This window comes from Marinobacter sp. UBA3604 (assembly GCF_002375325.1).
In the GTDB taxonomy this organism is placed as follows: Bacteria; Pseudomonadota; Gammaproteobacteria; order Pseudomonadales; family Oleiphilaceae; genus Marinobacter; species Marinobacter salarius.
Genome location: NZ_DFMB01000043.1, coordinates 110,978 through 123,574 on the forward strand (window position 1 = coordinate 110,978; position 12,597 = coordinate 123,574).

The window sequence follows — 12,597 nt, forward strand, 5'->3', positions numbered from 1 at the left end:
CCCACACCGGGGCGGAGAGTGTTCTATGTCCGGATCCATCCAACACCTGCCTGGCATTCGCGAGATGCTCACCAGGCTGATTTCACAGCCGTCGATCAGCAGTGCGTCTGCCGAGTGGGATCACAGCAACGAACCGGTGGTGCGTACTCTGGCCGAATGGCTGGAGCCCATGGGGTTCAAGGTCGAGATACTGGAAGTGCCCGGATTGCCCGGAAAGTACAACCTGATCGCGACACTGGGCAGCGGCCCTGGCGGTCTGGTGCTCTCGGGCCATACCGATACCGTCCCGTTTGACGACAAGCGCTGGCAAAGCGACCCGTTTACCCTGACCGAACGGGACGACCGCTGGTATGGCCTTGGCACCTGCGACATGAAAGGCTTTTTCCCGCTGGCCATTGAAGCGGCCAAAGCCTTTGTGGACCAGGACCTGAAGCAGCCACTGATCATTCTCGCCACCGCCGACGAGGAAAGCTCCATGGATGGTGCCCGGGCGCTGGCCGAGGCCGGTCGTCCCAAGGCCCGCTATGCGGTCATCGGTGAGCCTACCGGCTTGAAGCCTGTGCGCATGCACAAGGGCATCATGATGGAGCGCCTCGTGTTCGAGGGCCAGTCCGGCCATTCCTCTGACCCGTCCCTTGGCCGCAACGCGATGGAAGGCATGCACGAAGCGCTGGGTGAACTGCTCGCGCTGCGGTCGGGGTGGCAGGCGAAATACAGCAACCCCAATTTCAAGGTTCAGTTACCCACCATGAACCTGGGTTGCATCCACGGCGGTGATAATCCTAATCGCATTTGCGCCCGCTGCGAGTTGCATTTTGATCTGCGCCCCTTGCCCGGCATGGACATGAAGGCACTGCGCCAGGAGATACTCGACACCCTGCAGCCGGTCGCCAAAAGCCGTGAGTTGTCGCTGACATTTGAGCCGTTGTTCGATGGTGTGCCGCCATTTGAAACCCCGGCCGAAGCCGAACTGGTCCGCGCCTGTGAGAAACTGACAGGCCATACTGCGGAAGCGGTAGCCTTTGCCACGGAAGCACCGTGGTTGCAGAAATTGGGTATGGAAACCCTGGTTATGGGCCCCGGCTACATCGACCAGGCACACCAACCCGATGAATTCCTGGAGTTGTCGCAGTTGGACCCGGCGGTAAAAATCCTCAAAGGATTGATCACAAGGTTCTGCCTTTGATCGTTTGGAAGGCAGCTCAGAGGTATAACGAGGGTATTGGCGGGAGACTCTCCCAAAACCGTGGAGCGCCAGGGATGGCGCGACCGAGCCCTACAGGGACGTATTCACGGGCGTGTTTTGGGAGAGTCTCCCGCCAATACCCGGAACGCTCCATAAGCTGAAAACTCGCAGGAGAAGAGTTTGAAATCGAACGAATGGTTGCATGGATTCCGCCACTCATCGCCCTATATCAATGCACACCGTGGTCGCACTGTGGTGTTGACGATTGGGGGGGATGCGATTGCCCATGACAACCTGATCAACATCATTCATGACATTGCTTTGCTAAGCAGTTTGGGTATCCGGCTCGTGGTGGCCTTCGGTGCAAGGCCCCAGATTCAGTCGCGTCTGGACGCGGCAAACGAAGAATCCACTTTCCACCGAGGCTTGCGGGTAACGCCGGAACAACAATTGACGCCGGTGCTGGAAGCCATTGGTGGGCTGCGGGCGTATCTGGAAAGCCAGTTGTCCATGGGACTGGTGAACTCACCCATGCATAACGCACGAATCAGGGTAAGCAGCGGCAACTATGTCACCGCGAGGCCGGTAGGCGTTCTGGACGGCATCGATTTTGGCTATACCGGGCAGGTTCGTCGGGTAGACGTGGCCGGAATCGAGAAATTGCTGGAGTTGGGCCATATCGTACTGCTGCCGCCGCTTGGGTATTCGCCGACCGGAGATGCCTTTAACCTGTCTTATGAAGATGTGGGTAGCCAGGTGGCCGCTGCGCTACAGGCTGAGAAGCTCATCATGTTTGCCGAGAATCAGGGGTTGCTGGATGAAAATGCCGGACTGATCCGTGAACTGTCCGCTCGTCAGGCATCTGATCGTCTGGCGGCAGGTATGGTGCAGGGGCATGATGGCGATCTGCTGCGGGCAGCCTGTGACGCCTGCGTGAAAGGTGTGCGTCGGGCTCATATTATCAGTTACGTCGATGATGGCGCGTTGCTGGAAGAGCTGTTTACCCGTGACGGTGCGGGCACGCTGGTCAGTGGTGACAACTACGAGCAGATCCGCCAGGCCCGGGTGGAGGACATTGGCGGTATTCTCGGCTTGATCCAGCCGCTGGAAGAGCAGGGCATTCTGGTGCGCCGTTCCCGGGAAATGCTGGAAACCGAAATCAGTCGGTTCGTGGTGGCTGAGCGGGACGGCACGATTGTGGGATGCGCTGCGCTTTACCATTACCCCGATGAAGGTGCGGGCGAGCTTTCATGTTTCGCCGTGGACCAGGCCTATCGCCGTGCCGGTCGCGGTGATGACATCCTGGCGATGGTTGAAAAGCTGGCCCGGGGCCAGGGCATCCAACGGTTGTTCGTGCTGACCACCCAGACCGAACACTGGTTCCGGGAACGGGGGTTCCAACCTTCCACGGTGCGTGAATTGCCGGGGCCGAAGCTGGCGTCCTACAACACCCAGCGTAACTCAAAGGTCTTCGTGAAAGCGTTGTCCTAGATCGGATAGCCGGCGCTGTCGAATGTCTTGGGACTGATCTGCCAGGGTCTCCACCGCTTTATAGAAGTCGCTGAAGTCGCCAGCATGGTCCCGGAGTAACTGTCGGAAGGCGGGCACATGCTGGTTGTACTGGCTGAACAGGGCGAGGTTGGCGTTGTTCAGTCCGGTCGGATTTTCTCCAAACGGTCCTGGCTGCTCCCAGGTTGCTGACAGGGCCAGGTAATCGTCCTGGAGGGCCTGGAACAGCTGCGCTTTCTGATGTCGGAGTTCCGTCTTGGGCAGGGTGCCCTGTCGGGCGTAGAGTGCTTCAAGCTGCCGTGATACGTCCTCGACCAGGGCGAGGGTCTGGTTGCGTTGACGTAGACGCGCCAGCGCCCTCTGGAACCCCGAACCATCGCCCTCTGTTTCTAGCCACAGCCGGAGGCCCTCCAACTCCACGGCAGTTGCGAAGCTCTCATTAAAGGCCGTATCGTCGCTTATATAGACCACGCGATGCGCCAGTTCATGGAACATCAGCGCTACCATGCGGTTGTCTGGCAACGACGTGAAGCCGGTGTGTAGAGGGTCGTCGAACCAGCCCAGGGTTGAATAGGCGGTGACACCACCAATGAACGTGTCGTAGTTGTCCGCCATGAATAATTGCTGCTCGTTCCGGGCGTTCTCCAGCTCGTAGTAGCCCCGGTAGGCCTGGCAGCCAACCACTGGATAGCACCACCGATGGGCCTGAAGGGAAAACTCCGGAACGGCCACCAGATTGACAACCACCCAGGGCCGCCCGAGCTCAGCGTACTTTGCAAAGGCGTCTCCCACCGGCAGTGCCAGACGATGCGCGGCAAACTGACGGGCTTCGTTCGCCACCAGGAGTTTCTGCTTCAACGCCGGCGGTGTTGATGGTGTGTCGATCAGTCCGGACACGGATTGCGTGGACATCATCAGTGACAGGTGGCCACTGACCGCCTGGCTGTAATAACCTAAAGTCGTACACCCTGAAAGTGTCGTTATCAGTAGCATAACGAAGTAGATCTGACTAAGCTGTTTCATAGTCCAGGCTGTTATTTTGTGGCTGGCTGGCATAGCTGCCAGACGCTATATTACAGCCATGTTCCCCCAAGTAGCAGGTAGCTACCGCTGCCTTTCAGGGATACCGGCCGGTGACAGAAACAGTTTACCCTATCGGGTCACTCGGCTTTACCAGATATCAGGTAGTTCATGGATCCGAAAGAACGTCGTTCTAGTCCCCGCCAACCGATTAAACTCGCTGCTCAGCTGGATGTTGGCAGTGGTGACAATCTACCGTGCCAGATCGCCGACTTTTGCGCGGAAGGCCTGTTTGTACGTTATTCCGGGGAAACGTCCAGAAAACTGGATCAGGTGCTCTCGCGGGGTGCCGAGGAACTGGTGGTACGCTTTCGCAGCCCTGATGGCCGTAAGCGCCATGAGCTTCATGTAAATATCAGGCGGCGGATAGAGGGCGCCATGGGCGTGAGTTTTACCCGCTCCAACCCGGAAGCCGTCAGCGCCATGCTGGAGCAATGTGGTGCCAACCGTCATCAGGACCGTGCGTCACTACGGGCACCCAGTGACAAGGTCCAGTTTGTTCTGCATCAATCCGCGAAGGCGGTGATTCAGTATATTGAGCCGTTGATGGATGCCTGCCTTGTGCAGATGACAACCGCCTTGCGGGATGCTGCCCAGAAGGCTGGCAATGACCAGCAGGCGAATGAGTACATGGATGCCTCTGGCCAGCTTCAGGCCCGTCAGCGGGTCATCTGGCATCAGATGGCGCGTAGCCTGGAATCGCCACTAAAGCCTGCTCCGAAGGGGTTTCCAGGGTCTGAATTGTCGGTTGTCGACAAGGGCGAGTTCGAAGACTGGCTGACGATTCGGGTGATGGTCACGAAGGCGGATACCCAATATCGGGGTGAATTGCTTCAGCTGAAGTTGCGGCTCGATAAACTGGGCATCGCCAATTCCACGGGGCATCATAATCCGTTAGGGCCTTCGCTGATCTGTGAGTCTTTCCATGTTGGCTTGAGCCAGCTCAAGGCGGATCGCGAGGTAGAAAAAGTCTGCCTGCGTGTCTTCGAAAAATCGGTGCTGATGCACCTTGGGCCGCTGTACCGGGAGTTGAACAGCATCCTGATCCGCCATGGTGTGCTGCCGGACCTGGATCTCAGCAAGTATCTCAGTGAGCAGGCGCCAAAGACATCCGAACAGAGCGAGAAAAAACCAGCTCCGCCGACGGAAGCACGGCAACCGGACGACTCTGGAGCGGCGGTACAGCAGGCCCCGGCGCAAAAGAGCAGCCAGCAGTCATCCCGTAAGTCGGTGACCGAGTTTCGGGGCTATGCCAGCGCCGCCCAGAACGCTTTTGCCACGGTAAAAAACCTCCTCGGTACCCTGTCTGCCAGCCGCCTGGCAAGGGGCGACGTTGCTCCTGCTGATTTTTCCCCCGGTGCGAGGGAGCTGTCTGCCGGAGAGTTACAGAAGCAATTGCAGGAGCTCCAGGTACAGGCTGCGACGGTGGCTCCGGACCAGCCCTCCCTCCGCGAACGTGTCGTGGAAAGAGTGAAGGAAAGCGGTGAACATGCCCTGGGCGAAGAGCAACAGGGCACGCTGGACGTGGTGGACCGCTTCTTCAACAGTGTGGTGGAAAGCCCGAAACTCAGTGAATACGCCCAGTCGCGGATGCGCCAGCTGGAAGTGCCAGTGCTGAAAGTGGTGATGCGCGACCCGGAATTCTTCGACGACCAGGAAAGCCCGGTGCGCGGTGTGATGAATCGCCTGGCCCAGTTGGGTGTGAAAGGCGGCCGCATCAATCCGGTTGTTCAGCGGCGTATTGATGAGCTGATCCAGCGGATAGCCACCGATTTTGAACAGGATACCAGCGTGTTCGAGAACGCGGTGCAGGAGTTGGACTCGCTGATTGATCGCCAGAACCTGGTCTACCGCCGCAACGTGGAAAGGGTAACGGCAGCAGCGGAGGGCGCCCAGAAGGTTTCTGAATCCAAGAAGGCGGTTGCCCGTGTGCTGGAGCTTAAACTGGCCGGGAAAAAAGTGCCGAAAGCCGTGGTCAGTCTGCTGGATGGCGGCTGGCGAGACCTGCTGTCGCTGACCTGGATACGCCAGGGAGAGGACAGCCCACTGTGGCAGGATTACCTGTCGGTGATCGATTCGCTGATGACCTTCGCGGAGGATCCGCAAAGCAATATCAATCTGCCCGAACTGCTGCGGGTGATCCAGGATGGGCTGGCGTCTATCTCCAGCAACCACATGCCGTCCTCCCAGATACGCGACGAGCTCAAGCAGTTCCTGGTGCGCAGCCCTGAAAACCCGCCCGAGATGGTGGAGATTCCACCGTCGAAAAGCGAGGACGACAAGCGTCAGGCAATGTCCGAGCGTGATCAGCGCAGCCTGCAGCGGTGGATCAACCGGGCACAGCAACTGCGTACCGGCGACTGGTTGCGGGATCAGGAAAAACCGGATGAACCCCAGTATATCCGCCTGGTATGGGTAGCCCGAGGCTTCAGTCGATTTGTATTCGTCAATCATCAGGGTATGCGCGTGGTCGAGCTGGCTCTGGAGGCTTTGGCCCAACACATGCGCAAAGGCATTATCGTTCCGGACAACCAGTACGACCGGCCCCTGGTGGATGAGAGCATCGACCGGATGGTGCGTAAGGTCTATGACCAGTTGTCGTGGGCGTCCACCCATGACGAGCTGACCGGCTTGCTGGGGCGCCGCGAATTTGAACGTATGTTGGATCAGCAACTGGCCAGGCGCGAGGACCAGCGGGCTCTTGTGTTGCTGGACCTGCGGCAGTTCCGTCTGCTCAACGATACGGCCGGCTATCAGGCCGGTGATGAAGCATTGCGCAGGGTGGCTGATGTGCTTCGCAGCCATGTTGGTGATGGCATGCCGCTGGCCCGGTTCTCGGGGAACGAGTTCGCGTTTATGTTGCCGGCGGAAAACGCCCTGGACGCGTCCCGTGGGATAGTCTCAGCCATAGAAGCCATGGAATTTGTTTTCGACAGTGGCAGTTACCATCTCTCTGCCAGTGTTGGCCTGGCACCTGAGTTGCCGGCGCTGGCAAATGCCGAACGTTGGCTGAAGGCGGCGGAGGAAGCCATGAAGTCGGCCAAGAAACGCGGCCATGGCAAGGTGATGGAATACACTCTGGATGCGCATGACCATGCCCGTCAGGAGCAGATTGCAGCGAAGGTGGCCAACCTTGGGGATCTCAACGAGGAGCGTATGTTGCTGCGTTGCCAGAAGATCATCCCGCTGCACGCGCGTACGTCCATGGCAGCGCAGTATGAGGTTCTCATCAGTATGTATGGTGATGACGGCAACCTTATCACCGGCAAGGATTTTGTCCGCATGGCGGAGCGTTATGATCGCATGCAGGCGGTGGACCGCTGGGTGGTGGGGCATATGCTGGACTGGCTGCGCGACCACGCACCGGATCCGAAGCACATGGGGGGGATTTGCATCAACCTTTCTGGCCACTCGTTGAATGATCAGCAGTTGATGGAGTTTATTTACGACAAGCTGAGCCAGAAGGACGCACCCATTGAACGACTGTGGTTCGAAATAACCGAGGCCTCCGCGATCAACGACATTCAGGGTATTTCAGAATTCATTGAGGAAATGAAGGAGCTGGGATGCCGTTTCTGCCTGGGGGATTTTGGCAGTGGGCCAACGTCGTTCCAGTTCATGCGCAGCCTGCCGGTGGACATGATCAAGCTGGACAGCGCCTTCACCAGCCAACTGGACACCAGTGAAACCGATCAGGCCATGGTGAAGTCCATGGTGGATATGGCGCACTACATGAAACGGGAAGTGATTGCTTCACGGGTTGAAACCCGCGCGGTTCTCGATATGCTGACCAGTCTGGGTGTGGATTACGCTCAGGGTTTCACCATCGAAAAGCCGCGGCTGCTGACCAGCCTGGACTGACTTTCCGGACCTCCTGCTTATGTCTAAACGCCATCCGATCATCGCGGTTACCGGCTCCTCCGGCGCTGGAACCACCACTACGGGTGAGATATTCAGCCGCCTGTTTGCCAGCGAAGGGCTGCGGGCCGCCATGGTCAGTGGTGACAGCTTCCACCGCTACAACCGTGAGCAGATGGCCCGCCTCGCGGCGAAGGGGCAGTTCGGTGAACGCAATCATTTTGCCCTGGCGGCGAACCATGTCGACAAGCTGGAAGCCCTGTTCTATGACTATGGGCACACCGGCAACGGCCAGTTCCGCCAGTATGTGCATGACGAAGACCGGCGGTTGATTGAGGCCGGCCACAAACCGGGTACCTTCACCCCCTGGGGACCGCTGGCGGCGGAAACCGATCTTCTGTTCTACGAGGGGCTGCATGGGGGCGTGGTCAGCGATGCCTACAACATTGCCCAGTACGTGGATCTGTTGGTGGGAGTGGTACCGATCGTCAACCTGGAATGGATCCAGAAAATTCACCGCGACACCAACAAGCGAGGGTACTCACAGGACGCCGTCGTTCAGACCATCGTCAACCGTATGGACGATTACGTGCACGATATTGTCCCTCAGTTCGCGCACACCCATGTGAACTTCCAACGCATTCCGCTGGTGGATACCTCCAATCCTTTTGTGGTCCGCGATGTGCCGACAGAAGACGAGAGCCTGATCGTCATCCGGTTCCGAGACCCATCGGAGGTGGATTTCCCCTATCTGTTGCAAATGATTGGCGGCAGCAGCCTGTCCCGGTACGACACGCTGGTCATCCCGGGAACCAAGCTATCGCTGGCCATGGATCTGACCATGCGCCCGCTGGTGCAGGAACTGATCGCCCATAAGCCCTTTGCCTGAAGGCCTTCAGGCCGTCAGGCGGCCGTCCCTGTAGTCCCGCAGAGTCTGCTCGATCTCTTCACGACTGTTCATCACAAACGGGCCATACTGCACCACAGGCTCGCCAATCGGTTTGCCGGCAATCAGCAGCACTCGGGCTCCGTTCTTACCGGCGCCAACGCGGACGCTGTCACCTTCGGAAAGAATGCTTGCCGCTGAGCGTTTCAGGGGCTGGGGGCCTGTCGCTGAATGCAGGGACGCTTCTCCGGCGTACAGATAGAGCAGGCCTTCCAGTTCCGGATCGATCGGCAGCAGGGTTTCCTGTCCCGGTTCCAGGTGGATATCCGCATACAAAGGCCGTGTGCTACCGCCGGTGACGGCGCCCTGGTGTATCTGGCCGTCAACGGTCAGCTCTCCAGCCACCAGCTTGATAACTCCACCATCGAAGGTAATGGCTGGTATTTCATCAGGCTGGATATCGCGGTAACCCGCCGGTTTCATTTTCTCCGCAGCCGGCAGATTGAGCCACAGCTGGAAACCGCGCATTTGCCCCGATTCCTGCTGGGGCATTTCAGAGTGGACAATGCCCCGCCCGGCGGTCATCCATTGCACGCCGCCATTCTTCAGGTTGCCCCGGTTACCGAGATGATCCTCGTGCAGCATGTGCCCTTCGATCATGTAGGTCACCGTTTCAAATCCGCGATGCGGATGTGACGGGAAGCCGGCCATGTAATCCTGCGGTTGGTCGGAACCGAATTCGTCCAGCATCAGGAAGGGATCGAGACGGACGTTCTGCTGCTGTCCGAGGGAGCGCTTGATACGAACGCCGGCGCCATCGGACGTTTCGGTACCGGGAATAACCTGTCTGAGGGTTCGTTCTATCATGACGGATCTCCTTCCAATGCCAAAAATCGCCGGGTTCAGGCGGTCAGGGTTTCAATGGCTCGTCCGGCCTCTTGCAGGGAATTCTCTTTTTTATCATCCCCCATATTCAGGCCCTCGGCGTAGACAAAGTGAACGTCCTTGAGGCCGATAAAACCAAGGAAGGATCGAATGAACGGCGTCTGGGAGTCGTTCGGCGTGCCGGCGTATAGGCCGCCGCGCGCCGCCAGGATGTACACCGGCCGATCTTCCAGAAGGCCAACAGGGCCGCTTGCCGTGTATCGGAAAGTGATGCCGGCACGGGCAATGTGGTCGAAATAGGCTTTCAGCACCGACGGTACACCGAAGTTGTACATCGGCACACCCATAACAATGACGTCTGCGTCGACAACTTCACTGATCAGCAAATCTGAATAATCGACGACGCCTTGCTGTGAGCCATCGCGGTCGTCCGCGTTGGTCAGGAAGGCACCGAACCGTTCGGCGTCCAGATGCGGTACCGGCTCTGCGGAGAGATCCCGATAGGTGGCCTGGATGTCGCCGTAGGTCTGCCGGAGCTGGTCCAGTGTCTGACTGACGAGTCTGGATGACTGGCCGTCCTGACCAAAAATGCTTGCGGTAATAATGAGAATATTCTTCATGTTCAGAGCCTCTTGGTTGATTAGAACGCTATGAGGCTATTGAACTGCGTGACGGAAGAAGATGAAATCGGAGAATCTTGGAATGGTTGTTCAGTTAAATTGAACAAGTTGGCCCGCGCCCCGGTAAGGCGCAGGCTCAATCTTTCTGTGCGTGTTACTACTCTACGTTGCGGGAGTAGAAAATCTCCAGCATTTCCCGGCGCAGACGATCCTCGATGGACTGTGCTTCCTGGGGGTCAAGATCGCTGGCATTGACTCCGAACACATAGTTATCCAGATCGAAATTCTTGAGCATCATCTTGGTGTGGAACAGGTTTTCCTGATACACGTTGACGTCAATCATCTGGTAGGCGTTCTGGGTGTCTTCGGTCAGGTAGTTCTGGATCGAGTTGATGTCGTGGTCGATGTAGTGCTTGGTGCCGTCCACGTCGCGGGTAAAGCCGCGCACACGATAGTCCACCGTGACCACATCGGAGTCGAAGCTGTGGATCAGGTAGTTCAGTACTTTCAACGGCGAGATCAAACCGCAGGTCGACACGTCGATATCCGCCCGGAAGGTGCTGATGCCTTCGTAGGGGTGGCTCTCCGGGTAGGTATGTACTGTTACGTGGCTTTTATCCAGGTGGGCCACGATGGCATCCGGCAGGGGGCCGGGTGACTCTTCGTTGTCCGGTTCACCGTTGCTGAGTTCGTGTTCGGCAATCAGCATGGTGACAGAGGCGCCGTGGGGCTCATAGTCCTGACGGGCAATATTGAGCACGTTGGCACCGATGATCTTGACCACGTCGGTGAGGATCTGGGTCAGGCGTTCGGCATTGTACATCTCATCGATGTAGTCAATGTAAGCTTCACGTTGCTCTTCGGTCTGCGCATAACAGATGTCGTAGATGTTGAAGCTCAGTGATTTGGTCAGGTTATTGAAACCATGTAACTGTAGTTTGGTTTCCATGTTCAGCCCCCCCAATTGTCTGGAGATGAATGTCAGTGGTCATGTCTGTCTGATGCATGCCACCAAGGCCGCCACCGATAACTGACCGGATTGTTTACCTTTTGCGCAGACCGGCGGAGAAGGGTGCGTATTATGCACATCGACCTTCAATTTGGGTAGAGTACGGGGCAACATTCTAGCATCCGTAATAACCGCCGGTTTGCCACAGACTGGCAGGCCGCTGTGACCGCGTTGTGGGAACCTGTTGTTTGCCGGTTCAGGCGGTGTCGCGTATCTCATGGCTGTGGGTGATGGCAACGCCCGCCTTTTCCAGCATGATAGACGCAGAGCAGTACTTCTCGGCCGACAGGCTGACGGCCCGCTTCACCAGGTTTTCCTTGAGGTTGTTTCCGGTGACCACGAAATGCAGATGGATGCGGGTGAACACTGCCGGAACGGCGTCGGCCCGCTCCGCTTCGAGTTCGGCATGGCAGGCGGTGACGTCCTGACGGCTTTTCTGCAGAATGCTCATGACGTCGAAGGACGAGCAGCCGCCCAGCCCCATCAGCATCATTTCCATGGGGCGTGGCCCCAGGTCCTTGCCGCCATGGTCGGGTGGCCCGTCCATTTGCACCGAGTGGCCGCTGCCGCTGGTTGCCCGAAAGCTGGCGTCGCCGGTCCAGTCAATGGTTGCTTTCATCTGATTTCGCGCTCCGAGTGGGATATAACGTACGATTGGCAGCGATGCTAGCACATCCCGTCAGCACCAGCAGCCCGCTGAAAAGCAGCCCCGCTGATGTGGTCTATAATGTTTCAGGTTGCCGAAACCGGGCCATCTTGTTATAAGTTGCGCTCATAATGAATAAACCCGCAGGGAAAGCAGGGTGAATAAAAACATTGGGATCCCGCCAGTACAAAGGAGGCATGACTCGCACTATGGCCACTATCGTCAAGCCGGTTGAGCAGAAAACCAAGCATCTGGACTATTTTCTTTCGCAATGCCATCGCCGGCGTTACCCTGCCAAGAGCACCATTATTTATGCAGGGGACAAAAGCGATTCCCTGTTTTACATCGTCAAGGGCTCCGTTACCGTCATTATTGAAGACGACGATGGCCGCGAGATGATCATGGCTTACCTGAACGCTGGGGATTTCTTCGGTGAAATGGGGCTGTTCGACAACATGGATTCGCGCAGCGCCTGGGTAAAGGCGAAGACGGAGTGCGAAGTTGCCGAGATCAGCTATACCAAGTTTCGTGAAATCGCCCAGCAGGACCCCAGGGTTCTGTACTTCATCGGCGAGCAGATGGCCTCACGTCTGCGCCAGACCACCCGCAAGGTGGGTGATTTGGCTTTCCTGGACGTGACTGGACGGGTTGCCCGCACCCTGCTGGACCTGTGCAAGGAACCGGACGCCATGACCCACCCTGATGGCATGCAGATCAAGATCACCCGCCAGGAGATCGGTCGGATCGTGGGTTGCTCCCGGGAGATGGTCGGACGGGTTCTGAAAACCCTTGAAGACCAGGGCCTGGTGCGAGTCAAGGGCAAGACCATGGTGGTGTACGGTACCCGCTAAAACCGATTACCACCCTGTCCCGAAAGGCCGCTGGAACCAGCGGCCTTTTTCGTTGTGCGCCAGGCAT

Annotated in this window: 10 protein-coding genes; 5 read left to right on the forward strand and 5 right to left on the reverse strand. The window is 57.8% G+C overall.

The window, feature by feature from the left end; genetic code table 11:
* The first annotated feature begins 25 nt into the window (after nt 1–25).
* Both argE and argA read left to right on the forward strand, forming a co-directional pair.
* A complete protein-coding gene (argE, locus tag B2590_RS13765; protein WP_036210875.1) occupies nt 26–1,186 on the forward strand; it encodes an acetylornithine deacetylase in 1,161 nt (386 codons plus the stop codon).
* 180 nt (nt 1,187–1,366) lie between these two features.
* On the forward strand, nt 1,367–2,677 hold the full coding sequence (gene argA, locus B2590_RS13770; RefSeq protein WP_036210878.1) for an amino-acid N-acetyltransferase: 1,311 nt from the start codon (nt 1,367–1,369) through the stop codon (nt 2,675–2,677).
* Here argA and B2590_RS13775 read toward each other — a convergent pair.
* Nucleotides 2,648–3,718, reverse strand: coding sequence for an aminopeptidase (locus B2590_RS13775; RefSeq protein WP_036210881.1), 1,071 nt, complete (start codon nt 3,716–3,718; stop codon nt 2,648–2,650). The two genes, argA and B2590_RS13775, sit on opposite strands and share 30 nt — an antisense overlap.
* Nucleotides 3,719–3,886: 168 nt before the next feature.
* Here B2590_RS13775 and B2590_RS13780 point away from each other — a divergent pair, with 168 nt between their 5' ends.
* Together B2590_RS13780 and B2590_RS13785 are read left to right on the forward strand one after the other, a co-directional pair.
* Nucleotides 3,887–7,636, forward strand: coding sequence for a DUF1631 family protein (locus tag B2590_RS13780; protein ID WP_036210884.1), 3,750 nt, complete (start codon nt 3,887–3,889; stop codon nt 7,634–7,636).
* A gap of 19 nt (nt 7,637–7,655) precedes the next feature.
* Nucleotides 7,656–8,522, forward strand: a complete 867-nt coding sequence (locus B2590_RS13785) for a phosphoribulokinase (protein WP_075194216.1) — start codon at nt 7,656–7,658, stop codon at nt 8,520–8,522.
* A 6-nt stretch (nt 8,523–8,528) separates the two neighbouring features.
* On the opposite strand, the gene B2590_RS13790 is transcribed toward B2590_RS13785, so the two are convergent.
* The 4 genes from B2590_RS13790 to B2590_RS13805 form a co-directional block, all read right to left on the reverse strand.
* Entirely contained in the window at nt 8,529–9,386 is an 858-nt protein-coding gene (locus B2590_RS13790; RefSeq protein ID WP_127401913.1) for a pirin family protein, read from the reverse strand.
* Between the two features lie 35 nt (nt 9,387–9,421).
* Nucleotides 9,422–10,024: an FMN-dependent NADH-azoreductase gene (locus B2590_RS13795; RefSeq protein ID WP_036210893.1), complete on the reverse strand. Its 603-nt coding sequence runs from the start codon at nt 10,022–10,024 to the stop codon at nt 9,422–9,424.
* 157 nt (nt 10,025–10,181) lie between these two features.
* Complete coding sequence (gene speD / locus B2590_RS13800) at nt 10,182–10,973, reverse strand: adenosylmethionine decarboxylase (RefSeq protein WP_036210896.1); 792 nt, start codon at nt 10,971–10,973, stop codon at nt 10,182–10,184.
* Between the two features lie 256 nt (nt 10,974–11,229).
* Complete coding sequence (locus B2590_RS13805; RefSeq protein ID WP_036210899.1) at nt 11,230–11,652, reverse strand: OsmC family protein; 423 nt, start codon at nt 11,650–11,652, stop codon at nt 11,230–11,232.
* A 236-nt stretch (nt 11,653–11,888) separates the two neighbouring features.
* Here B2590_RS13805 and crp point away from each other — a divergent pair, with 236 nt between their 5' ends.
* Entirely contained in the window at nt 11,889–12,530 is a 642-nt protein-coding gene (gene crp, locus B2590_RS13810; protein WP_007153756.1) for a cAMP-activated global transcriptional regulator CRP, read from the forward strand.
* The last annotated feature ends 67 nt before the right edge of the window (nt 12,531–12,597 follow it).